The 23016-nt window shown below is 64.1% G+C and carries 18 protein-coding genes; 11 read left to right on the forward strand and 7 right to left on the reverse strand.

Features of this window, described 5'->3' with window-relative positions; translation table 11 throughout:
* The coding region (locus tag RA20_RS17870; RefSeq protein ID WP_039131858.1) for an NAD(P)/FAD-dependent oxidoreductase at positions 1-1234 on the forward strand (1234 nt) is incomplete at its 5' end.
* A 32-nt stretch (positions 1235-1266) separates the two neighbouring features.
* Here the strand turns inward: RA20_RS17870 and RA20_RS17875 are convergent.
* Entirely contained in the window at positions 1267-2418 is a 1152-nt protein-coding gene (locus tag RA20_RS17875; RefSeq protein WP_039131861.1) for a zinc ABC transporter substrate-binding protein, read from the reverse strand.
* Positions 2419-2519: 101 nt separating this feature from the next.
* Between RA20_RS17875 and RA20_RS17880 the strand changes: the two genes are divergently transcribed.
* From RA20_RS17880 to RA20_RS17890, 3 genes are read left to right on the forward strand one after another with little or no spacing between them, the layout of a single operon-like run.
* The gene (locus RA20_RS17880) at positions 2520-3002 is read left to right on the forward strand and encodes a Fur family transcriptional regulator (RefSeq protein ID WP_039131863.1); all 483 of its coding nucleotides are present in this window, start codon (positions 2520-2522) and stop codon (positions 3000-3002) included.
* A complete protein-coding gene (znuC, locus tag RA20_RS17885) occupies positions 2999-3754 on the forward strand; it encodes a zinc ABC transporter ATP-binding protein ZnuC (protein ID WP_039131867.1) in 756 nt (251 codons plus the stop codon). The genes RA20_RS17880 and znuC overlap by 4 nt, the downstream gene beginning before the upstream one ends.
* On the forward strand, positions 3751-4557 hold the full coding sequence (locus RA20_RS17890; protein ID WP_039131869.1) for a metal ABC transporter permease: 807 nt from the start codon (positions 3751-3753) through the stop codon (positions 4555-4557). The genes znuC and RA20_RS17890 overlap by 4 nt, the downstream gene beginning before the upstream one ends.
* Before the next feature lie 115 nt (positions 4558-4672).
* Here the strand turns inward: RA20_RS17890 and RA20_RS17895 are convergent, their stop codons facing one another.
* A complete protein-coding gene (locus RA20_RS17895) occupies positions 4673-6955 on the reverse strand; it encodes a response regulator (RefSeq protein WP_039131871.1) in 2283 nt (760 codons plus the stop codon).
* A gap of 18 nt (positions 6956-6973) precedes the next feature.
* Complete coding sequence (locus RA20_RS17900; protein WP_039131875.1) at positions 6974-7870, reverse strand: PhnD/SsuA/transferrin family substrate-binding protein; 897 nt, start codon at positions 7868-7870, stop codon at positions 6974-6976.
* A gap of 408 nt (positions 7871-8278) precedes the next feature.
* Here RA20_RS17900 and RA20_RS17905 point away from each other — a divergent pair, with 408 nt between their 5' ends.
* The 4 genes from RA20_RS17905 to RA20_RS17920 all read left to right on the forward strand — a co-directional run bounded on the left by RA20_RS17905 (position 8279) and on the right by RA20_RS17920 (position 13794).
* Entirely contained in the window at positions 8279-12127 is a 3849-nt protein-coding gene (locus RA20_RS17905; protein WP_446720156.1) for a PEP/pyruvate-binding domain-containing protein, read from the forward strand.
* 162 nt (positions 12128-12289) lie between these two features.
* Complete coding sequence (locus tag RA20_RS17910) at positions 12290-12526, forward strand: type II toxin-antitoxin system ParD family antitoxin (protein WP_039131877.1); 237 nt, start codon at positions 12290-12292, stop codon at positions 12524-12526.
* Positions 12519-12821 carry a type II toxin-antitoxin system RelE/ParE family toxin gene (locus RA20_RS17915; RefSeq protein WP_039131878.1) on the forward strand — a complete coding sequence of 101 codons (303 nt, stop codon included), beginning with the start codon at positions 12519-12521 and terminating at the stop codon, positions 12819-12821. The genes RA20_RS17910 and RA20_RS17915 overlap by 8 nt, the downstream gene beginning before the upstream one ends.
* Positions 12822-12882: 61 nt before the next feature.
* Entirely contained in the window at positions 12883-13794 is a 912-nt protein-coding gene (locus RA20_RS17920) for a MurR/RpiR family transcriptional regulator (RefSeq protein WP_039131880.1), read from the forward strand.
* A 63-nt stretch (positions 13795-13857) separates the two neighbouring features.
* Here the strand turns inward: RA20_RS17920 and RA20_RS17925 are convergent, their stop codons facing one another.
* From RA20_RS17925 to RA20_RS17940, 3 genes are all read right to left on the reverse strand, one after another.
* The gene (locus RA20_RS17925) at positions 13858-14292 is read right to left on the reverse strand and encodes a GFA family protein (protein ID WP_039131882.1); all 435 of its coding nucleotides are present in this window, start codon (positions 14290-14292) and stop codon (positions 13858-13860) included.
* Positions 14293-14514: 222 nt separating this feature from the next.
* On the reverse strand, positions 14515-15789 hold the full coding sequence (gene tviB, locus RA20_RS17935; RefSeq protein ID WP_039131886.1) for a Vi polysaccharide biosynthesis UDP-N-acetylglucosamine C-6 dehydrogenase TviB: 1275 nt from the start codon (positions 15787-15789) through the stop codon (positions 14515-14517).
* Positions 15790-15893: 104 nt separating this feature from the next.
* On the reverse strand, positions 15894-16577 hold the full coding sequence (locus RA20_RS17940; RefSeq protein ID WP_039131887.1) for a DnaA N-terminal domain-containing protein: 684 nt from the start codon (positions 16575-16577) through the stop codon (positions 15894-15896).
* Positions 16578-17131: 554 nt separating this feature from the next.
* On the opposite strand from RA20_RS17940, the gene RA20_RS17945 reads away from it, so the two are divergent.
* Complete coding sequence (locus RA20_RS17945; protein WP_039131889.1) at positions 17132-18436, forward strand: AAA family ATPase; 1305 nt, start codon at positions 17132-17134, stop codon at positions 18434-18436.
* On the forward strand, positions 18433-19533 hold the full coding sequence (locus RA20_RS17950; protein ID WP_039131891.1) for a ParB/RepB/Spo0J family partition protein: 1101 nt from the start codon (positions 18433-18435) through the stop codon (positions 19531-19533). Before RA20_RS17945 ends, RA20_RS17950 begins: the two co-directional genes overlap by 4 nt.
* Before the next feature lie 645 nt (positions 19534-20178).
* Here RA20_RS17950 and RA20_RS17955 read toward each other — a convergent pair.
* A complete protein-coding gene (locus RA20_RS17955; protein ID WP_039131894.1) occupies positions 20179-21219 on the reverse strand; it encodes an OmpA family protein in 1041 nt (346 codons plus the stop codon).
* 177 nt (positions 21220-21396) lie between these two features.
* Between RA20_RS17955 and RA20_RS17960 the strand changes: the two genes are divergently transcribed.
* The gene (locus RA20_RS17960) at positions 21397-22899 is read left to right on the forward strand and encodes a caspase family protein (RefSeq protein WP_241482282.1); all 1503 of its coding nucleotides are present in this window, start codon (positions 21397-21399) and stop codon (positions 22897-22899) included.
* Positions 22900-23016 lie beyond the last annotated feature (117 nt).

A 23016-nucleotide genomic window follows, 5' to 3' on the forward strand; every position in this document is an offset into this window, starting at 1 on the left:
CGCCCAGGAAACCCCCGCCTTCCCGGAACTCACCGGGGAGGCTGAGGCCGACCTCGTGGTGATCGGCGGCGGCTACACCGGCTGCTCAGCCGCGCTGAAGGCCGCCGAACTCGGCGCCTCCGCCCGCTTGATCGAAGCAGATGAAATCGGCAGCGGCGGGTCGGGGCGCAATGTCGGGCTGGCCAATGCCGGCCTCCGGCTGCCGCCCGAAGACATTAACGCCGAGCTGGGCGCCGAGACCGGCAGCCGCCTGTCCCAGCTTCTGGCCGGGGCGCCAGAGATGGTGTTCTCGCTGATCAAGAAACACGCCATCCAATGCGAGCCGGAGAACAACGGCACCCTGCACTGCGCCCACGCGCCCTCAGGCCTCAAAGACCTGCAGCGCCGCTACGCTCAGCTGACGGCCATCGGCGCCCCGGTTGAGCTGCTGCCGCGCGAGGAAGCCATCCAGCGCACCGGTTCCGAGGCCGTGCACGGCGCCCTGTTTGATCCGCGCGCAGGCACTACCCAGCCGCTCGCCTATGTGCGCGGCCCCGCCCGCGCCGCCGCCAGCCCCGGCGCGCTGCTGCACGGCCATTCCCCCGCCACGGCCATCAGCCGCGACGGCGGCACCTGGCATGTGGCAACGCCCAAGGGCAGCATCCGCGCCAAGCACCTGATCATGGCCACCAACGCCTATGCCCAGGAGATCAGCGGCTACGACGCGCCGCAGGTGATCCCGGTGCACTACTTCCAGGCTGCCACCGATCCGCTGCCCGGCCCGCTGCTCAAGAAGATCCTGCCGTACAAAGAAGGCTGCTGGGACACCGCGCTGGTGATGTCCTCCTGGCGCCTGGATCAGGGCGGACGGCTGGTGATCGGCGGCATGGGCGCGCTCAACCATTTCGGCAGCGCCCTGCACCGCAGCTGGCTGCCCAGAAAACTGGCAGCGCTCTATCCGGACCTGAAAGCCGTCAAACTGCACAGCCATTGGCACGGCCGCATCGCCATGACCACCGAGCATCTGCCCAAGATCCTCGACCTGCAGGGCGGCTATGCCTGCTTTGGCTATTCCGGCCGCGGCATCGGCCCGGGAACCCTGTTCGGAACCGCCATAGCCGAGGCGCTGCTGACCGGCAACCGCGCCTGCCTGCCTGTGCCGCCCGCCCAGGGCCACTCAATTCCCTTTGCGGGCCTGCGCAGCGCCTACTACGAGACCGGCGCCACGCTTACCCATCTGATCAGCGACAGATGAAAAAAGCGGGCCAATTGGCCCGCCCCTTCTCTTCAGCAGCCGGCAATCGCCGTACCGATGTCCTGCAGCAGCGCCGGGTAAAACTGCGCCCCAGGCTCCAGCTTGGCGCCCAGCGGATCCAGGACCGCGGTGCCGGCCCCGGTGCCGTCAAGCACAGTAGCCACCAGACCGGGGTTGAACTGCGGCTCCGAGAACACGCAGGTCACATTCCGCTCTGCCACCACATCGCGGATTTCCGCAACCCGAGCCGGGCTCGGCTTGACCCCATCCCCCAGCGAAATCGCGCCGGCCGCATTCAGGCCAAAGCCGCGCTCAAAATACTGGTAAGCATCGTGGAAAACGATGAACTGCTTGGCCCGGAACGGCTCCAGCTGGGCTGAGATGTCGGCTACGGCCTCTGCAATCTCCTGCTTGCCGGCTTCGGCATTGGCCTTGTAGGCCGCAGCATTGTCCGGGTCATGCTCGGCCAGCTCGCCGGCAATCACATCCAGCCAAGCCTGCGCATTGGCCGGCAGCAGCCAGGCATGCGGGTCATCGCCGTCGTGGTCATGACCGTGGGCATCGGCATGATCGTCATGGTCATCATGTGCTTCGTGATCACCGTCGCCGTGGCCATGGTCATCATGATCATCATGCGCCGCATGTTCTTCGTGATCATGATCGTCATGCGCCTCGCCTTCGGCATGCGATTCATGATCATCGTGATCGTCATGGCCGGCGTGATCGTCATGGCCGTGATCGTCGTGGCCGTCATGATCGGCATGGTCCTCATGCTCTTCATGACCATCGTGGTCTTCGTGGCCCTCATGATCGCCATGATCATGCGCCTCAAACCGGGCGCCCTCGCGGAATGCCAGCACCGTGGTGCCCGCGGCTTCCAGCAGCTCCACCCGGTGCGCGTCGCCCGCCAGTTCTTCCAAAGGCCCTTCCAGCCAAGGCGTCAGAGCCTCGCCCATCCAGAATACAATGTCCGCCTGATCCAGCGCCCGCGCCTTCGACGGGCGCATCGAATAGCCATGCGGCGAGGCGCCCGGCGGCACCACCAGGGCAGGCTCGCCCACACCCTGCATCACCCGCGCCACCAGCCCGTGCACCGGCGTGATATCCGCCGCAACCTTTGGCACCTCTGCCCAGGCCGCCCCTGTTCCCGCCATAAGCGCTGCCACAGCCACCGCGTTCCGCATGCCATCCTCCGATGTAACTTTATAACATTTCGCCGGGTTGATAAACGTCATAACATTACATATCAAGTGCCAATCCCGCTCAGCCCCGGAGGCCTCACCCCATGGATTCCATCGGTTTCGAACCGCATGATCACAGCAGCTGCGTCCACGACGGCATTGCCGCGGCCGAGACCCACTGCCGGGAAAACGCCCTGCAATTCACCAAAGTGCGCCGCCGGGTGCTGGAGATCCTGCTGCAAGAGCATCGTGCGCTTGGCGCCTATGACATCCTCGACCGCCTGCGCGAAGAGGGCCTCGGCTCGCAGCCGCCCGTCGCCTACCGGGCCTTGGATTTCCTGGTCAAAAACGGCCTCGCCCATAAGATCGAACGCCTCAACGCCTTCATCGCCTGCACCCATCCCGGTGCAAACCACGCCCCTTTCTTCCTGATCTGCCGGTCCTGCGATGCGGTGGCCGAAGCCCATCGCGAGCCCTCTCAGGGCCAGCTTGGCGAGGCCGCCCGGGAAGTCGGCTTTATCATCGAACGCACCGTGATTGAGGCTGAAGGCCTGTGCCCGAAATGCCAGGAAAGCCCCGCGGCATGAGCCTGGTTTCCCTAAACGGCCTAACCGTCACCTATGGCGGCAACACGGTTCTGTCCGGCGTCAGCCTCAAAATCCAGGAGGGCGAGATCGTCACCGTGGTCGGCCCCAACGGCTCCGGCAAGTCCACCCTGCTGCGCAGCGTGATCGGCGCGCTGAAGCCTTCGGGCGGCTCGGTCACCCGCACGCCCCATCTGCGCATCGGCTATGTGCCGCAGAAACTGCATATCGACCCGACCCTGCCGCTGACGGTGCGCCGTTTCCTCAGCCTGCCGGTCCGCGTCTCCGACACCCGCGCATCCGAGGCTCTGGAACAGGCCGGCGCCGGCAATCTGGCGGCACGGCAGATGTCCGGCCTCTCCGGCGGCCAGTTCCAGCGGGTGCTGCTGGCCCGTGCCCTGCTCAGCAATCCGCAGCTGCTGATCCTGGATGAAGCCACGCAGGGCTTGGATCAGCCCGGCTCTGCCGCCTTTTACCAGCAGATCGAGAAAGTCCGGCAGGAAATCGGCTGCGCCGTGCTGATGGTCAGCCACGAGCTGCATGTGGTGATGGCCGCCTCTGACCGTGTAGTCTGCCTCAACGGCCATATCTGCTGTGAAGGCGCGCCTGAGCACGTTGCCAGCGCACCGGAATACCGGGCGCTGTTTGGCACCGGCACCCAGGGCGCGCTGGCGCTTTACCGGCACGAGCACAACCACAGCCACGACCACGATTGCGGCCATGATCATGGCCGCCAGCATGAGGCGGCGGAATGACCCTGCTTGACGATTTTCTGATCCGCGCTGCGCTGGCCGGCATCGGCGTGGCCCTGGCCGCAGCCCCCCTGGGCTGTTTCGTGGTCTGGCGCCGGATGGCCTATTTCGGCGATGCCACCGCGCATGCTTCGATTCTGGGCGTGGCGCTGGCGCTTAGTTTCGATGTGTCGATTTTCGCCGGCGTGCTGGCCACGGCGCTGGCCATGGCCACCACAGTCTCTGCGCTGGCGGGCCGCGGCTATGCAATGGACACGCTCCTGGGCGTGCTGGCCCATTCCTCGCTCGCCTTCGGCCTGGTGGCGGTGTCCTTCCTCTCCGGAGTGCGGATCGACCTGATGGCCTATCTCTTCGGCGATATCCTGGCGGTGGGCCGCGGCGACCTTGCGGTGATCTGGGGCGGAGCCGCTCTGGTGCTGGCGCTTCTGTGGTGGCGCTGGTCGGCGCTGCTGACTGCCACGCTGAACCCGGACCTGGCCCATGCCGCCGGCATCGACCCGCGGCGCGAGCAGATGGTGCTGACCCTGGCCCTGGCGCTGGTGGTGGCTGTCGCCATCAAGGTCGTCGGCGTACTGCTGATCGCCGCCATGCTGCTGATCCCCGCCGCCGCCGCGCGCCCCTTTGCCGCCACGCCAGAGCGGATGGCCGCCATCGCGGCCCTTTTGGGCATGCTGGCCGCCTCCGGCGGGCTGCAGCTGGCCTTTGTTTTCGACACCCCCGCCGGTCCCAGCATTGTCTGCCTTGCCGCGGCCCTCTTTGCCGCTTCCAGCGCCGCTGGCGTGGTGCTTCAGAGCCACCGCCGCTGACAACGCCTCACAGCGCTGCCGCCGCAGCCTCAGCAAAAGAAAAACCGGCCTGCCCCTGAGGCGGCCGGTTCCAACCTGCCAAGCAGCAAGCCCCGGGCGCGCCGCCCGGACCCCCTCAGCTGCCGGTGCGCTGCAAATCCTCGCTGCGGGTCCATTTGCTGATCGCCTCGGACAGCGCCTTCTTGTTGATCGGCTTGCTGAGGAAATCATCCATGCCGGCTTCCAGGCACTTCTCCCGGTGGCTGGTCAGCGCATTGGCCGTCAGCGCCACGATCGGGCATTTGCCGCTGCCGCTCTCCGCCTCGATCCGGCGCATCTCGGCGGTGGCCTCGATACCGTCCATCTCCGGCATCATCATATCCATCAGCACGATGTCCGGCCGTTCATCCTGGAATTGCGCAACTGCCTCCGCACCGTTTCTGGCGATGCTGATCTCCAGCGGTGCGTCCTTCAGCATTTTGGTCACCACCAGCTGGTTGGTGCGGTTGTCCTCCGCCAGCAGCACCTTCAGCGGACGCTCCTCCGCCGGAAGTGCAGCCGCTTCTGCAGCCGGTGCCGGGGACACCCGGTCCGGACTGCTCAGCACCCGGCTGATCACCTGCCGCAGCTGCACCGCCCGGACCGGCTTCAGCGCAAACTCGCAGATCCCGATCGCCTGGCAATCAGCCCTGCTCAGCGCGTGCTCGACCGAAGAAAGCACAATCAGCGGCACCGTTTCGAACCCTGGCATGGCCCGGATCCGCGCCGCCAGCTCGCGGCCATCCATGGCCGGCATCTGGTAGTCCAGAATAATGAAATCGAACCGCCGGCCGTCCAGTTGCGCATCGGACAGGATCTCCAGCCCCTCATGCGCAGAAGCCGCCAGCGTGCTGGTCATCCCCCAGCTGCTGAGACGTTCGGACAGGATCACCCGGTTCAGCTCCAGATCATCAACCAAAAGCCCGTGCAGCCCGGTAAAACTATGCACCTCTCCATCCGGCACCGCGGCCACCTGGCCGCCTGCCTGCAGCGGCAGCTCAATGGTGAAGACCGAGCCGGCGCCCGGTTCGGACTGCACATCGACCTCGCCGTCCATCAGTTCCAGCAGGCGTGCAGAGATCGCCAGCCCCAGGCCGGTGCCTTCAAAGTTGCGGGTGGCGGCGTTGTCGGCCTGCTCGAAAGCACGGAAGATCTGGCTGATCCGCCCAGGCTCGATCCCGATGCCGGTGTCGGTGACCTGAAGCGTCAGCAGATGGCGGCCGTCCTGTTCACGGCCGGTCACTTCGATATAGACATAGCCCTTGCGGGTGAATTTCACCGCATTGCCGGCGATATTGGTGATCACCTGCCGGATCCGCCCGGCATCGCCCACAAAGACCTCAGGCAGCGCCGGGTCATAGCGCATGGTGATCTCGACCCCTTTCTCCACCGCCTTGGGCGACAGCAGCGTGACCACATCCTCAACTGCGGTCTGCAGGTTGAACGGCGCCGCGTTAAGCTCAACCTTGCCGGCCTCGATCTTGGAGAAGTTCAGAATGTCGTTGATGATTGTCAGCAGCGCCGAGCCGGACTTGGCAATCGTTTCGGCGTACATCCGCTGGTCCTCGTCCAGCGGGGTTTCCTGCAGCAGCTCCGCCATGCCGATCACCCCGTTCATGGGGGTGCGGATTTCATGGCTCATGTTGGCGAGGAATTCCGACTTGGCCCGGTTGGCGATATCCGCAGCCTCGCGCGCCTGCTCCATGGCGAACTCGCGCTCGTCGCGCTCGGCAAAGGTTTCCTCCAGCACGCCGACCGAGAAATCCAGCGCTCGGAATTCGCGGGAGGCATACCAGGGCAGCGGCCGCCGCGCGCTGCGCAGGCCGGCAATCGCATCCGACATCCGCGAGTGGATCATCTGCAAGGGGCGCAGCGCCAGCCCATGCACCAGAAGCAGTACCAGGAGCGACAGCGCCAGCACCGGCACCACCGTCCAGATGATGATCTGGCGCACCTTGGCTGCCACCAGCGCCTTGCCGTCGCGGGTCGACCATTTCACTTCCATGGTGCCGAAGGAGGCCCCCTCCAGCTCGATCGGCCGCTCATAGATCACATGGCCGCCGTCCAGCGGCGCGCCGGGCGCAACTGCCGAGGCCAGCATTTTGCCGGCCGGGCTGCGGATCTGGATCGACACGATCTGCGGGTTGCGGGTAACGGCTTCGATCAGCCCGGTTTCCAGCACCGGCACATCTTCAACGATGATCGATTCCAGCATCAGCCCGCTGAGCAGCGAGACCGTCAGGTCCGCCTGGCTCTCCAGCTGCTCCTCCAGCCGCTGCACTTCCTGCCGCTGCGCCATATTGCCAACGGCAAAACCGACCGCCGATGCCGCCAGCAGCAGCGACAGCACGATCTGAAATAGAATGCCTGTACGTTTCATGTCTTCAATGCGGGGCCTTTAAAATGCCAGGCTGCGCTCCATCGCCCGGCGGATGATGTCATAATCCTGATCTGCCCCTTCCAGGAAGCCGTTTTTGGAAATGCGGCGAACGATTTCCTCGTTCTCTGAGGACAGCATTACCTTGCGCATCGCCTCCAGCACGCCCGCCGGCATATCCGGCGCTGCCAGCCAGGGTTTGGTCACGTTGTCAAAGGATGCCAGCACCCGGATCGGCACGCCCTTGGCAACCAGCTTCTTAAAGGTGCTTTCCTTGAGTGCCCCGGCCGTGTACCGCCCCGCCCCGACGGCTTCGCCAACCAGATCGTGGCGGCCGAGATAAGCAAACTCAAGCAGATCGTCACCGGTGATTCCCGCATTCAGCAGATATTCCTGCGCCAGGTAGCGGCCAATCGTTGACAGCTCATCACCAAAGGCGAAGCTGAGCCCGGCCAGGTCGTTCACGGACTGAACGCTGCTGTCCTGATGCACCACGATCACCCCCTTGAACCGCTTGCCGCCGTTCTTGGATTCCATCGCCACAATCTGCACATCCGGATTTTCATTCATCACATGCACGTAAGACGCCGGGCCGAAACGGGCGAAATCCACCTCGCCGCTGGCCAGCTGGCGGATGCCTTCCCCGTATTCCTTGGCAATCTTCAGCCGGATCGACACCGGCTCGCCCAGTTCTTCGCTCATCCGCCCGGACAGGAACGACAGGAAGGGCTGATACTTTTTGACCGTTGCAGTAGGTTTATCCGCCGCATAAGTGCCGAAAACCAGCTCAATCCCGGCATGTCCTGAGGCGGGAGTCAGCGCGGCAAGCAAAGCCGCCAGGAATGCACCTGGACTTGCCGCCCGCAAACGCTCCAGGAAAAACCCAATAATACCAACAGCCCGCACAAACAGCTTCACGGTTCTAGCCTCCTGACTGAGATGGGCCGGCCTGCGGCCCGCCTGCACTTCCTCGTTACATGGCACATTGTTGAGAATACAATGTTAACGCTCCTGCAATTCTCGGAAAAATTTTGCGGTTCTTTTATTCTGCAGCCCCTATATTAACGGTTCAGTAAGATTTTCATAATCTTTTAGGCAAATTCGCCATAATTTCAGAACCCAGGTTGCACTGGCTCAACAGGACACGCCGTGAAGAATACCACTTTGCCATCAAAACCGCTCAGGTCTAACCGCCGTATCGCGCAAATTACTGTGCTGACGGCATTTTTCTCTGCTCTCCCTATCGCGGCTCTTGCCATCCCCTCGCCGGAGCTGGTGATCGGATCGGTTTCTTCGCTGTCCCAGGTCCTGGCCGTGGGAATTGCAATGGTATCCGGTTTGGGCGCAGTCGTTGCGGCAAAACTAGGTTTTACGCCCAAAGCGGGCGGTTCACGGCTTCGTTACCCGGTGAAGCTGATCTCGTTCCTCATAGTGGCGGCGATTGCACTGGCCGCCGGCAATTACTGGCAGTATTCCTCGCACAGCACTGCCGAGCTGGCAAGGCTGCAGGCCACTTTGACGCGGCCTGCGCAGTTTGACGGCACCACCATCAAGGATGCGACGCTCAAGGAAACCAGCTTTTCCAAGCAGGAGAACCACCCCCTGGCGATGAGCACCACGGATGCCGCCGCCGCGCTGGGGGACGGCTCCACCCTGTTCTACGACATCCGCGAAACCGGCGAAAACGCCATGGGCACCCTGCCCGGCGCCACCCACATCCGGTTTCCGGACTTCTTGGAGACCCGCCCGGTGCAGCCGGGCCAGAAGGTTGTGCTGTTCTGCCACAACGGCAACCGCAGTTCGGAAACCTGCGCCAAGCTGGCTGCAATGGGCATCGACTGCAGCTTCATCGCCGGCGGCATCGAGAAATGGATCGTCGAGGGGCGCGACTTCTCCGACAAGGATGTGAAAACCCTCTCCGACCTGCGCGCAATCCCGGAATACCCGGGCAAGGACGTGCTGCTCAGCACCGCAGATTTTGAAACGCTCCTGACCACCGAGGATCTGCAGATCGTCGACACCCGCTATCCCGGCGACTTTGAGACCGGCCACCTGCCCGGCGCCGTCAACATCCCGATCCGCAAGATGACGACTGCGGACCTGATGGACCGGATTGCACAGCTGGACCCCAGCAAGCCCACCATTGCTGCATGCTACGACCGCCGCAGCTGCTTCATGAGCCAGGTGCTGGGGCTGGAGCTGTCGCAGCAGGGCATCGACTTCCGCGGACGCTACACTCTGCCGTGGGAGTACTTCGTGGCACCGCCGCCGAAACCGCATGTGCAGGCCTGGCTGGCCGATCAGCAGGGCGGTCTCTGGGGCAAGGCGATCTCGGCCCTGGCCACCGCGCTGCTGTGGGTGCATGAGCGCAGCCATATCCTGCTGGGCCTGCTGGCGCTGTCGATCCTGACCCGCATTCTGGTGCTGCCGGTTGCCCTCAAATCCGAGCGCGACCAAATCATCACCGCCGAGACCGCGGAGGAGATGAAGGCGCTGAAGGCAAAGCTGGCCAATGATCCGGTGCGCAAGGCGCGCGCGGTACAGGCGTTCTACGCCGACAAGGGCCTGACCCCGATGAAAAACCTCACCGCGCTGCTGTTCCTGCCGGTGATGATGCTGGGCGTCTCCGCCGCGCAGGAGGCCAGCGCAACCCTGCAGACGCCGTTCCTGTGGATGGCCGACCTCGGCGCGCCCGATCCGCTGTTCCTCATGCCGGTGCTGTTCTGCGCTTTGGCCGCCGTCTACCTGTTGTGGGCCGTCGCCAAGACCAAACGCCAGAAACAGCTGTGGATGGTGCTTGGCATGCCTGCGCTCTTTGCCATGGTGTTCAGCCTGTCCGGCGCCGCCAACGCCTATCTCTGCTTCAGCCTGACCCTCTTGCTGGTGCAGCGCGCCTATGTGACCGGCATGCACAAGCAACTGGGCGAGGCGCTGTCCCTGCGTGCCCACCAGCGCAAACTCGCGAAGCTGCCCCGCGGCGTGATCCCGATGGGCTACACCGAAGAACTGGCGGATGCCGGCAACAAGGCCCTGCGCCTGTCGGTGCTGAAAAACGCCGGCCTGCCGGTGCCCGGCGGCGTCATCGTCCGCTCCGACGCCATCCAGGACTACCGCGCCATGCCTGATGCACAGAAAGATGCATTTGCGGCGCAGGTATTCTCCCTCGCAGGCGGCAAACCGGTGGCTGTGCGCTCCTCCGCCAGCAACGAGGACGGCGCCGGCCAAAGCTTTGCCGGGGTGTTTGAATCGGTGCTGGACGTGACCGCAGAGACGATGCGCGCCGCACTCGACGAAGTGGTGGAAAGCTTCTCATCCGAGCGCGCCGCCAGCTATTCCGCGGAGGGCGGCCAGGGCAATATCGTGGTGCAGGAGATGGTGCAGGCCGACTATGCCGGCGTCTTGTTCACCCAGGACCCGATGGCGCCCGGCATGGCGATGATCGAATGGGTCGAGGGCTGCGGCGAAGACCTGGTTTCAGGCCGCGTCACCCCGACCTCCCTGCGGTTCGGCCGCTACACCGGTCAGCCCGCGGCTGAGGATCAGGACCAGACCCTCGACATGGCGCCGCTCCTGGCCCTTGGCAAACAGATCGAGGAGACCTTCGGCGCGCCGCAGGACGTGGAATGGGCCTATGCAGATGGTGGGTTCCAGATCGTGCAAAGCCGCGACATCACCACGCTGTCCTTGGGCACCGAACAGGAGCAGACCCGCCTGGCCGAATGGCGCGAGGTGCTGGACCGCTACGGCGACGCTGACCCGGATGAAACCATCCTGGAACAAGACGAAATGTCCGAGGTTCTGCCGCGCCCCACCCCGCTCAGCTTCTCGCTGATGAGCGCGCTTTGGGCGCCGGGCGGCAGCGTTGACCTCGCCTGCCGCGAGCTGGGCGTGCCTTACGGCCTGCCCGAGGGCCGCGACGGCCACCTGGTCAACCTGTTCGGCAAAACCTACGTCGATGTGGCGCTGAAACAGGGCATGACCCTGAAACTCACCGCCGCCAAGGCCAAGCAGCTGCGCAAACAGGCGCATCCGATGATCCTGCGCTTCCGCAATGAGGTGATGCCGGACCTGAAGGACAAGCTCGCCATCTGGCAGGCCGTCGACTATACCGCCTTGCCCCAGGCCAAGCTGATCGAAACCATCGCCACCCTCAAGGACATGTTCATCCGCGAGGTCTATCTGGAGGCGGAGAAGATCAACATCCTGGCAGGCTTCACTATGGGCGAGGCCGGCTCCGCAGCCGCCGGCGACCCGGCCCTGCGGGCGCATCTGATGCACGCCGAGCTGCCTAATGCGCCCTCCAGCCTGATCGCCTCCTGCACCGGCAAGGACGCCGAGATCCGCGCGATGCAGCTGATGGGCCACCGGTCGATCTTCGATTACGAGCTCAGCTCGCCGCGGTATTGCGAGGCTCCGGCACTGCTGCACTCCCTGCTCGGCAGCACAGTTGAGCCCATAGGCGCCGTGCCAGTCCCGGCCAACCTGCCGGACGAACTGGACGATACCATCGGCATCGCCATCGCCTATCAGGATCTCAAGGAACAGGCCAAGCACGAAGCCCTGCGCGTTGTCGCCGAGCTGCGCCGCGCCCTCTTGGCCCTGGGCCAGGTGAGCGGGCTGGAGGATCTCGTGTTCAGCCTGACCTTCGACGAGGTGCTGGACAGCAACTGGTCCAGCCCGGACGCCCTGCGCGACCTGGCCGAAGCGCGCGCCGAAAAAGAGGACCTGCGCAAGAAATCTGCGCCCACCGAGGTCTCCCTGACTTTGCGCGGCTGCGAGCTGCTCTCGCTCGGCGCCCAGGCCGGCGGCGGCGATGAGAGCCTCGGCGGCACCTGTGTGGCCGGCAGCGGCAGCGCCACTGCCCGGGTGTTCTGGATGGAGGACGACAGCTGCATCGACCCGGCGGCCTTTGCCGGCTTCCAGGACGGCGACATCCTGGCCTGCCGCATGGTGAACCCGGCCTGGCTTCCGTATGTGCAGCGCTCCGGCGCAGTGCTCAGCGAGGTCGGCGGCTGGCTCAGCCACATGGCCATCGTCGCCCGCGAAAAGGACATCCTGATGCTGGTCGCCTGCCGGGGCCTTAGCGGCCTGGCCCATGGCGAAACGGTGACGGTCAGCGAAGACGGCACCATCCAGCCGCAGGAGGAAAAGGGCCTCAAAGCGGCCTCCGCCTGACCCTGTCTGCAGCAAGAACCAGGAAACACCCGCGCGCCGGCCGGCCGCGGGTGTTTTCCGTTTCTTCCGGCCGCCGGCGGGCCAATTCCAGGCGGCACGGCCCTCTCTCTTGCGTTTTTGGCAAAGATTGCCATATCCTGTCCCAGCGAAAGGAGCCCAGCAATGGCCACCATGAATGTCTCTTTGCCGGACCAGATGAAGGACTGGGTCGAGGAACAGGCCCGAACCGGCACCTATGCCAATTCCAGCGACTATGTCCGCGACCTGATCCGCCGCGACCAGGCCCGCACTGCCGCCATCGCCGAGCTGCAATCCGCCATCGACGCAGGCCTTGCCAGCGGCCCCGCTGAGGCTCTAAGCCCTGAGGATTTCAAGGCCTCCATGCGCCGCAATGGCTGACCCGCGCTGGGTGATCCGCCCCGCCGCCCGCGCCGATCTTGCCGCCATCTGGCGCTACGGCCTGGAAACCTGGGGCGAGGCGCAGGCCGATGCTTATGCCGACAGTCTCTTTGCCCTGTTCGATCTGCTGGCCGATTTCCCGGAAATGGCCCGCGAACGCTCCGAATTCACGCCCCCGGTCCGCATCCACCCATCGGGCGCGCATCTGGTGATCTACCGGCTGGAACAGGGCTGCCCGGACATCCTCCGCATCCTGCACGCCCGCCAGGACCTGACGGCTTACCTCTCGGAATAGGCCGAGAGCGAAACATTCGTTCCACCCTTGCCATTTTCCGCACATCTGCTCTGATGCGCCCATGGACCCGCATCTCGACCCCAAGCAAACCGCCCGGCTGATCCAGCATCTGAAGGACCAGATGGACGCCCTGCCGCCCAAGCTGAAGGCGGCCGCGAAATACGTGATCGACCACCCCGGCGATTTCGGCCTCGACACGGTGCGGGTCTCGGCCGCAAAAACCGGGATCAGCGCCAACGGCTTTGTCCGTCTTGCGCAGCACCTGGGCTATGACACGTTTGAGGCTTTCCGCGCCCCGTTCCGCGCCGCGCTCACCACTACGCATGAGGCCGACCTCGGCCAGGACTGGCTTGACCGCACGTCCGCCGAAAGCCCCGCTGGCGCGCTGCAGGCCGCCGCCGCGCGCAACCAGCTCAACATCACGTCGCGCTCGCTGCGGCTGATGACGGCGGAACGCAGCCAGGCCATCACCGAGACCCTGCTGAGTGCAAACCGCTGCATCGTCACCGCCACGCGCTCTTCCTACGCGCTGGCCTATTACTTCCACTATGTCGGCCGCATGGCCCTGCCCCGGCTCGAACTGGTTCCCCGCCACATGGGCGCCGCGCTGGATGATCTGCTGGAGATCGGCCCCCAAGACTGCCTCATCGCCCTCACCTTTGCCCCTTACTCCGCCAGCACCATCCAGGCGCTGCGGCTGGCGGGCGATCGCGGCGCCAAGGTGATCCTGATCTCCGACAGCGAAGTGATCGCCCCCGGCATCCGCACCGACCACGTTCTGGCCGTCGCCGCCAACTCGCTGCACCCCTTCGGCGCCATCGGCGGTGCCATGGCGGGGCTGGAATGCCTGCTCACCCATCTGATCGAGGCCGCCCGCCCCGAGGCGCTGCGCCGCATCGAAGCCTATGACGCCCTGCGCCAGGACAGCGGCGCCTACTGGAGCGGCCCGAAACTGCCGCGCGTCGGCAGCTGAACAAACGCTTGTCCGCCGCCCGCAAACCAGCTCCTTAGGCTGCTGGATCCGCTTTGCAGCCCCTCAAACGTCCCCGTCAATGAAGGGGTTCTGCGCTTCCCATTCGTCCCGCGTGGCGCGCTTGTGGCTGCCGTCCAGCCGCACTGATGCCATCGCCCGGTCGGCATAGATCTCCGACCGGAGCGGCCACTGCAGGGCGGCATCAAACAGCCCCGGCATCAGGTCGTACGGCCCGCCTGCCTCATCCACGTCCCGCATCCACAGATGCGCGCCGCAGGTACTGCAAAAGGCCCGCTCGGCAAAGGCCGAGGATTGGTAGCGCGTCACCGGCCCTTCAACCGTCACCGCGTCTGCATCCGCTTCGAAGCATAAGAACAGCCCGCCGCTCCAGCGCTGGCACATGCGGCAATGGCAGGCTCCGGGGCGCGGATCATGCGCCCCTTCAACACGGATTTTCACAGCACCGCACAGGCAGCGGCCTTCCAGAACGTCACTCATAGCCGGTCTCCTTGCTGACATGGCCAGGGTACAGCAATTCAGGGAACCGCGGAAATGGAGCATATGCCACAGTGCCCGCACCGCTTACTTTCAGGCGCTGAGGGCCGCAGAGACCCGCGGGGTGGCGCAATCGCGCCGCCCCATGGGGGCGGGTCGGCGCGGCCCGGCTTGCAGCCGGGCGATGGTTGGTCGCAAGACGGTTCAGTATATCGGGATCAAGCTCTAAAGCCGCAAATCCGCCTCTTCCGGCGCCAGCACATACTTCAGATCATAGACCAGCGCGCCCTCGGATCCCAGGGCGCGGATGGCTTGAGACCCCATCTCCCGGAACTCCGAGTGCGCCACCGCCAGCACCACTCCGGCATAGGCCCCCTGCCCCGGCTCCGGCACCAGCGAAAGGCCATATTCCGCCTGTGCTTCTTCCGGGTCGGCATAAGGATCATAAACATCCACCTGAGCGCCGTATTCCTCCAGGCTCCGCACAACATCGATCACCCGCGTATTGCGCAGGTCCGGGCAGTTCTCCTTGAATGTCAGCCCCATCACCAAGACCCGCGCACCCGCCACCGGCAGGCCGCGTTTCAGCATCGCCTTGACCATCTCGCCCGCAACATAGGCGCCCATGCCGTCGTTCAGCCGGCGGCCCGCCAGCAGAATTTCCGGGTGATAGCCCAGCTGCTCGGCTTTATGGGTCAGATAATAGGGGTCCACCCCGATGCAGTGGCCGCCCACCAGGCCGGGGCGGAATGGCAGGAAGTTCCACTTGGTGCCGGCCGCTTTCAGCACCGCCTCGGTGTCGATGCCCATCCGGTTGAAGATCTTGGCCAGCTCATTCACCAGCGCAATATTGATATCCCGCTGGCTGTTCTCGATCACCTTGGCGGCTTCCGCCACACGGATGCTCTCGGCCTTGTGGGTGCCCGCTGTCACCACCTCGCGGTAGAGCGCATCGACCCGCTCCGCCACCTCCGGCGTGGAGCCGGACGTCACCTTGACGATATCCGGCAGCCGCCGCGCCTTGTCGCCCGGATTGATCCGCTCCGGCGAGTAGCCCGCAAAGAAATCCCTGTTGAAGGCAAGTCCTGAGCGCGCCTCCAGCACCGGCACGCAATCCTCTTCGGTGGCGCCGGGGTAGACGGTGGATTCATAGATCACCAGATCGCCGGCTTTCAGCACCCCGCCAACAATGGCCGAGGCCGACAGCAGCGGGCTCAGATCCGGTGTGTGATTGGCATCCACCGGTGTCGGCACGGTGACAATGTAGATCGAACACTCCGCAATCTCCGAAGGATCCGAGGTAAAGCTCAGATGCTCTGCCAGAGCCAGCTCCTGCGGCTCCAGTTCGCGCGTGCGGTCTTCGCCCCTGCGCAGCTCATCAATGCGGCCCGGATCGATGTCAAACCCAACCACCTGCCGGTGCTGCCCGAACGCCGCCGCCAGCGGCAGCCCCACATAGCCAAGGCCAATGACACAGATCTTCTCTTGCGCGCCGCTCATCCGGGCTGCTCCTTCATGCTGCGGGCACATTCAGCCAAGTACCCTGCCCGCCCACATAATGCCGCGCTGCACACGGGTTCAACCGCCCGCGCGCGGATTTGATCTCAGGCCTCAACCACAATGGCTGAGACTTCACTGTCCACATCCCGGCAGGCCGCCAGCAGCCGCGGCATCAGATGCGACATCACGTAATTCGCATGGAACCGGCTTGGCGCCTTCAGAACCAGCCGCCCCCCTGCCCTGCCGCTGCGTTCCAGGCCTTGCACCCAGGACGCATAGTTGGCCGGGTCCTCGGCATGAAGCACCGCCTTCGCCAGGCTCCACTCATGGCCGTCAGACACATCCGGCGCAGGCGGCACGGCTCCGGGGCGCAGCGGCACCACATTCTGCGCAGGCGCGTCTGCCCCTTGCATCCGGTGCTCAAAATCCGGCCCCACCGCCGCCCATCGTTCCTGGGTGTCGGCCAGCAGCCGCTCCAGGTCGATGCCGTACTCGGTGACCCGCCCGCGCGCACCCTGGCGTTTCACCACCAGCCAGCCTTGCCCTCGCAGCTTGGCCATCTCGCGCTTCACCGTGCGCTCATCGACATCCCACAGCCGGGCGATCTCCCGCTGCCCGACAGCCAGCTCATCGCGCTGCCAGTTGTAGCGCGCGGTCATCAATGTCATGAAGCGCAAGACCAGCTTCTGCGCCCCCTTGCCCTGGCCAAGCGCGTAAGCCCCCATCGCCGTGAGGATGTCATATTTCAGCGCAGAGGCATTGCGCCCCGCAGGCCGTTTGGCAAGCATTTCTGCCCCCGTTTCTCCCTCCCCTGCCCTCCTGGGCCGGGATATGCTGCCTCAAGTGCTCTCAGCTTGTTTGCTGAAAATTACGCTGGCCGGATTTGCACCGAACTCAACGCTATTCGTTTGTTGTACCTGATTTGCGTCCGGAATTCCGATTCTGTCAAGCGCCGGTGTGAATTGAATTCAGACCCAATCCCTTTTTCGAAAGAAAAATTGGTATCAATGGTATTGGGTGACACCTTGGATGTCCCCTATTCGTGCAAAAATGTCCCCCAATCTGCTGTATCCGGGCCTGACGTGTCCCCCTAAATCTGGCGTTCAAACACCAGAAAAACCCAATGAAACGAATCGCTTGGCTTCCGCCTTCCGAATCGCCCCGGCCCTTATTTCACAGGGCGTTTTGCAGATGTGTCCCCGCGGGGACAGGACGCTCTTCCCGACCATATTAGCTTTTGCGTTTTTTGCAAATTCGGCGTAAATGAATATTGAGGCTGAATTAGCGTCCTGAAGAAATGGGCGCTTTCAAAAACAACACCGTGTGAGGCTAAGGAGCAGCGATGTTTACGCACGAAGACCTGTCCAAAATGCAGGCCCAATCCTTGAAGATGCAAAGCTGGATCCGCCAGCAGACCTTCTCCCCCGAAATGGAAAAGACCCTGCGCCGGTTTTCCTCCTGGGAAGTGGCGGAGCTGATCTTCCGCGTCAACCAGTCGACCCTGCGGGGACGGCTGTCGGCGGACCCTTCCCTGCCCCAGGGCCACGTTGAGGAAGACGGCCGCCAGCGCTGGTACTCGCTGGAGGAGATCAACGAGCTGCGCCGCCGGATCAAGATCAACCGCAAGTCCCTGCTGCCCAAACGCCCCGCGGGGAAGCGGGCGCTGCGGGTGGCGATCTCCAACTTCAAGGGCGGCGCAGGCAAATCCACCGTTGCCCTGCATTTCGCCCATGCCGCGGCGCTGGACGGCTACCGGGTGCTGTGCGTCGACTTCGACCCGCAGGCGACCCTGTCCCATTCCATGGGCCTCAGCGATGTCACCGAGGATTACACCGTCTGGGGCATCATGGCCCGCGACCTGGTGCGCGAGACCGAGCGGATGAATGCGTCTCTGCAGGGGGCCGAGTCCGGCACCGCCCTGCCCCAGCGCCAACTGCCCGACGCGATCACCGGCATGGGGCTGCAGGATCTGCGGGTCAGCGACTTTGTGAAACCGACCAGCTGGCCCACTATCGACGTGATCCCCTCCTGCGCCAATGCGGCATTCGTGGAATTTGCCTCCGCTCAGTACCGCCACCTGAATCCGGAATGGTCGTTCTTTGCTGCCGTTTCCCGCTATCTCGACCAGCTGCCCGCGGAAGACTATGACCTGATGATCTTCGACTGCCCGCCCGCCATCGGCTACCAGTCGATGAACGCGGTCTTTGCCGCCGACATGCTCTATATCCCCTCTGGCCCCGGCTACTGGGAATATGACTCCACCACCTCCTTTATCGGCCAGCTGTCCGAGGCGCTGGAGGATCTGTCGGCGTTTAACGGCGTTGTCCCCGCGGGGACATTTGCGCTGCCCAAGGTGTTCCAGGACGTGCGCTTCCTGCTGACCCGTTACGAGTCCGGTAACGATTTGCACCGTGCGATGCGTTCGGCCTTTATGAAGGTGTTTGAGGGTAGAATGACCGAACACCCGATTGAGATGACACGCGCGGTCGAACAGTCGGGCCGGTTCCTGAGTTCTATCTACGAAATCGACTACCGGGATATGACCCGCGAGACCTGGCGGCGCGCGCGCGCGTCGTTTGATCAGGCCTATGACGAGTTCAGGTCATACGCGCTGGAAGCCTGGGAGAAACTGGAGGATGAGGCATGAGCAAGAGACGCGTTTTCGACATCGACTTCACCCCTGACACGGCCGCTGTCCCCGCGGGGACAGCACCGGAAAACCCTGCAGAAAAACCGGCCGAGAACCGCCGCGGACCGATGGCCACTGCGATTTCCGAGAACGCGGATGCGCTGCGCGCCCGGGCGGAGGCTGAACAGAACATCCGCGCCGAAAACGACCGGCTGGCGCATGAGTTTGTGCGGCTGAAGAAACTGGGGCTGGTGGTCGACCGGATCCCGCTTGGCAAGATCCGCATGGACAAGCTGATCCGCGACCGCAGCGACAAGCGCGATCCGGAGCTGGACGAGCTGAAAGAATCAATCAAGTCGGTTGGCCTGTCGAACCCGATCCGTGTCGAGGAGCGCAGTGACGGCACTTATGAGCTGATCCAGGGCTACCGCCGGATGCGGGCCTATTTCTCGCTGCTGAGCGATACCGGCGACCAGCAGTATGCGGCGATCCCCGCGGGGCTGGTGGCCAAGGGCGACAGCCTGCAGGATCTCTACCGCCGGATGGTGGACGAGAACCTGGTGCGCCGCGACATCTCCTTTGCTGAAATGGCGCAGCTGGCGCTGCGCTACGCCGAGGACACCCAGACCGGCGCCGAAACCACCGAGGATGCGGTCAACGATCTTTATGCCTCGGCAGGCCGCCAGAAGCGGATCTACATCCGCCATTTCGCGCAGGTGCTGAAAGCGGTGGGCGGCAGCCTGAAGTTCCCCGAGGCAATCCCGCGGGCGCTGGGGCTGGAGCTGAAGAAGCGGCTGGAGGCCGATGCGATGAACGCGCAGATGCTGCGCGATGCGCTGGCGCGGGTGCAGCCGTCGACCGAAGAGGCCGAGCTGGAAGTGCTGCGCGGTTTTGCAGAGGGCAAGCGCAAGAACGCGCCGCGCGCCGCAGCTGCGCCGCGGCCTGGCGTGGCCAAGACCACATTGCGCTGCACTGTCCCCGCGGGGACAGTCCGTTGCCAGGCGCGCGATGGCAAGATCGAGATGGCGATGGACCACGACTTCTCGGCAATTGATCAGCGCCGTCTGGAAGGCGCGATTGCCGCCTTCTTTGAAGCCTTGGGCGACGAAGACTGACAGCCTGTCCCCGCGGGGACAGGTGAAGAAAACGGCAGGGGCCCGGCAGAGATGCCGGGCCTTTTTCATGTCTAATCCGCTTGTTTGAGCCTGTTTTGAGCCGTTGTCCCCGCGGGGACAGGATTGAGGACGTGTGCAAACAGCTTGGTCAGGAGCGCTGTCGGCAGGGGGATCGAGCCGGGCGGCTTGGCGGCTGTGTGGGGCCTCCGAACCCGGTTTGTTCCCGCGGGGACAGGTCTCGAAAACAGGAGAGGGCCGGAGGCATCCTGTCTTTTCCCACGGCGTGACCGGCGTGCAGTCTGAGGGGCGGTGGTAAAATGCACTGCCGTCCCAATGGGGGCAAAGCCCTGAAAGGCACAGAGGAGCGACTGATCCCATTTGTCCCCGCGGGGACAAATGGCGCCGGCCTGGGTTTTTGCAGGCACGGCTGGATCTGCTGGCGCCATTTCTGACTGCAGGCGGGGCGGCCCTTTTTGGTTTGGCAGACGTGTCCCCGCGGGGACAGTGTGATTTGCGGCGCAGCGGTCCGGGTGGTGCTGGCGCTGTGCAGCAATGGAAAAGGCCCGGCGCACCGGCCGGGCCTTGCTGATTTTTCTGAGGGTGTCCCCGCGGGGACAGGCAGAGTTTTTTCCGGATGCGCCGGGGTCAGTTCAGAACCTTGAACTCGATCCGGCGGTTCTTCGCCCGGTTCTGCACTGTGTCGTTGGGCACCAGCGGGGTGGTCTCGCCATAGCCGACAGCGACCAGGCGCTCGGAGGGAATACCCTTGCTCTGCAGGTAGCTGTTCACCGCGGCGGCGCGTTTCTCGCTCAGCTGCATGTTCCAGGCGGCCTTGCCCTGGCTGTCCGTGTGGCCGCCAACCTCAACAACCATGCCGGGGCAGCGGCGGATGATGTCGGAGAGGCTCTCGAGGAAGTCGCGGGAGCCGGCATTCAACCGGGCGGTGGAGGGCGCGAAATTGACGCTGCGGCTGCGCGATAGGATCTCGAACCGGCCGGTGCAGGCCTCGCGGCTGAAATCGCCGTCCGATTCCAGTGCCGTGGCTGCGCCTGCGGTCACTGTCCCCGCGGGGACAGGAGTGCTGCCGGGGGCGGTGCGGTCGAACATCAGATCGAGGCTGACCAGCCCGACCGGAGTAATGGTGACGCCTGCGGCTTCCTCCAATTTTTCACGGCCAGGGTTCAGTGCGAAATCCTCCAGCTTCAGGATGATGGGCTGAACAGTGGCGACGGCAACGCGGTCCTTGTTCAGCAGTGTTACCGCTACCGGAGCGGTGACCTCAGCTGAGACGCCATGGAGCGAAAGGGTGACCGGCAGCTCAATCTGCTTTCGCTGCACTGCAGCAAGGTCCGCCAGCTGGGCCGGATCGATGCGTGCTGTGATGACGGCTTCGGGGTAGGTGAAAGTCTCGAAGAACAGGAACCGCATCCGTACGTTGCGCAAATCAATCGAGGTGTCGACAGAGTCCAGCGCAATTTGGACCCGGGCTTCTCCCAGTTCGGAAATGCTGCCGGAAAAGGCGGCAAAGCGGCTCGACTCCGCAATGCTGCCTTTTTTGATTGATATGAAGCGGATGGCAGAGGATTCGGCATTGAGATGCCAGCCGTGCTCAAACGGGCCGGCCGCCAGGGCGGGCCGGGTAAAGAGAAGAAAAACTGTTAAAAGTGAAAGGGTTAAGCGAAACATGCGGTGTCCATTTGGGTTGCCGTAGGGGAAACCCCGGGCAGGCGCCGGGGGCAGAAACGATACGCCCAGACTAACAGCACACTTGCTGCTGCGTGCAAGGGACGCGATAGTTTCGTAATCAAATACCCTTAATAACTGGGAAGCTGCCCTGTCGGGGCAAGATGTTGGAGCAGGTGTGTGCGCAAATTACTGATCTGGACCCGGGCGGCAGTACTGGCCCTGATGGCCTGCCTTGGCGGGTTTGCCCAGGCGGAGGAACGGCTGGCACTGGTGATCGGCAACTCGGCTTATGGCTCGGTGGAGGCGCTGGACAATCCGGTGCGCGACGCCCGGCTAATAGCGGAAACGCTGGAGGGGCTGGGGTTTGACGTGACCCTGGCCGCGGATGCCAAGCAGATCGAAATGAAACGCGCTATTGCCCAGTTCGGCCGAAAGCTGCGCGGGGCAGGGGAGGACGCGACGGGTCTGTTCTACTACGCGGGCCACGGGGTGCAGAGCTTTGGCAACAACTACCTGCTGCCGGTGGATGCCGCGCTGGAGGATGCCGCTGATCTTGATCTCGTTGCAATTGAAGCGCAGTCAATTCTCCGGCAAATGGCTTCGGCCCGCAACCGCACCAACATCGTCATTCTGGATGCATGCCGCAACAACCCGTTTGAAGCGGTTGGCGATCTGAATGAAAGCGGTTTGGCGGAGATGAAGGCGCCCACCGGCACCTTCCTGGCCTATGCCACCGCACCGGGTGATGTGGCGCTGGACGGGGCGGGGACTAACAGCCCCTTCACCGAGGCGCTTGCGCAGGAGATCCTGACGCCCGGTCGGCCGGTCGAGCAGGTTTTCAAGGAGGTGCGCCGGGCTGTTTTGGAGCAGAGCGGTGGCCGCCAGACGCCATGGGACACGTCGTCCCTGATCAGCGATTTTGTTTTTGCCGAGGCCGAACAGCCGGTCTTGTCGCCGGTTGACCTTGAAGAAGAGGCGCTGTGGGCATCGGTGCGCGACGCGCGGGATGTGGTGCAGACCATGCTTTTCCTGCGCGGCTATGGAGATGGCAAGTTTTCCGGGGAAGCACGCATTTTGCTGGCCGAACTGGTTGCGGAGGAGCTGGCGGACAGTGACGGAGGGCCGGCTGCCGGACAGGCGGCCGCAGCTGATACCTATGTCATGGAAGACGTGGAAATGGCCATGTTTGAGGCGGCTCAGAGGGAAGGAAGCACAGCGGCATATGAAGCTTACCTGATGGCTCATCCGGGCGGCCGGTATGCCGAGATGGCAGAGGTGGAGATTGCTGCTTTGGCTGCTGGCAAGAGCCAGGACCCGGATGCCGGCGGCGAGGCCCCGGCTGCGGTGCCGGAGCCGGAACCAGCAGCGGTTGAGAAGGCCGAGACCGGGCCGGTGACTTTTGCCGGCCCGCTGCACAGCAGCGTGCCGGAGATTTCTGGGCGGACGCTGGCGGAAGTTATGACCCTTGCGCCTTCGTTCCCGCCAGTTGAGGGGCTGCCGGAGAGCTATTGGAAGGACCAGTCCTGCAGCAGTTGCCACCAATGGACGCGGGAGCGGCTGTGCACCCAGGGCAACACCTATCTGAGCCTTAGTATGCAGCGGTCTCTTGGCAAGCAGCACCCGTTTGGCGGCGCCCTGAAATGGGCACTTAAGAGCTGGGCGGCGGGCGGCTGCCAGTAGCGCCGGAAAATGTACTCAGACCGGAACAGGGCAGGGGAAGCTTTCCCGCCCGCGCCGGCGCATTTGGCAATGCATCTTGGCGGCGTCATCCGCTGTGCCTGCGGGCGCGGGAGTGCC

Origin of the sequence: Leisingera sp. ANG-Vp (assembly GCF_000813725.1) — a bacterium.
In the GTDB taxonomy this organism is placed as follows: domain Bacteria; phylum Pseudomonadota; class Alphaproteobacteria; order Rhodobacterales; family Rhodobacteraceae; genus Leisingera.

Bases quoted from the DNA above. Each gene is read 5' to 3' on its own strand.
- RA20_RS17925 (WP_039131882.1), bottom strand. From the start codon at position 14,292: ATGAGTGACGTTCTGGAAGGCCGCTGCCTGTGCGGTGCTGTGAAAATC.
- RA20_RS17945 (WP_039131889.1), top strand. From the start codon at position 17,132: ATGTTTACGCACGAAGACCTGTCCAAAATGCAGGCCCAATCCTTGAAG.
- RA20_RS17940 (WP_039131887.1), bottom strand. From the start codon at position 16,577: ATGCTTGCCAAACGGCCTGCGGGGCGCAATGCCTCTGCGCTGAAATAT.
- RA20_RS17875 (WP_039131861.1), bottom strand. From the start codon at position 2,418: ATGCGGAACGCGGTGGCTGTGGCAGCGCTTATGGCGGGAACAGGGGCG.
- RA20_RS17955 (WP_039131894.1), bottom strand. From the start codon at position 21,219: ATGTTTCGCTTAACCCTTTCACTTTTAACAGTTTTTCTTCTCTTTACC.
- RA20_RS17915 (WP_039131878.1), top strand. From the start codon at position 12,519: ATGGCTGACCCGCGCTGGGTGATCCGCCCCGCCGCCCGCGCCGATCTT.
- RA20_RS17895 (WP_039131871.1), bottom strand. From the start codon at position 6,955: ATGAAACGTACAGGCATTCTATTTCAGATCGTGCTGTCGCTGCTGCTG.
- RA20_RS17920 (WP_039131880.1), top strand. From the start codon at position 12,883: ATGGACCCGCATCTCGACCCCAAGCAAACCGCCCGGCTGATCCAGCAT.
- RA20_RS17910 (WP_039131877.1), top strand. From the start codon at position 12,290: ATGGCCACCATGAATGTCTCTTTGCCGGACCAGATGAAGGACTGGGTC.
- RA20_RS17880 (WP_039131863.1), top strand. From the start codon at position 2,520: ATGGATTCCATCGGTTTCGAACCGCATGATCACAGCAGCTGCGTCCAC.
- znuC (WP_039131867.1), top strand. From the start codon at position 2,999: ATGAGCCTGGTTTCCCTAAACGGCCTAACCGTCACCTATGGCGGCAAC.
- RA20_RS17890 (WP_039131869.1), top strand. From the start codon at position 3,751: ATGACCCTGCTTGACGATTTTCTGATCCGCGCTGCGCTGGCCGGCATC.
- RA20_RS17905 (WP_446720156.1), top strand. From the start codon at position 8,279: ATGGTATCCGGTTTGGGCGCAGTCGTTGCGGCAAAACTAGGTTTTACG.
- RA20_RS17950 (WP_039131891.1), top strand. From the start codon at position 18,433: ATGAGCAAGAGACGCGTTTTCGACATCGACTTCACCCCTGACACGGCC.
- tviB (WP_039131886.1), bottom strand. From the start codon at position 15,789: ATGAGCGGCGCGCAAGAGAAGATCTGTGTCATTGGCCTTGGCTATGTG.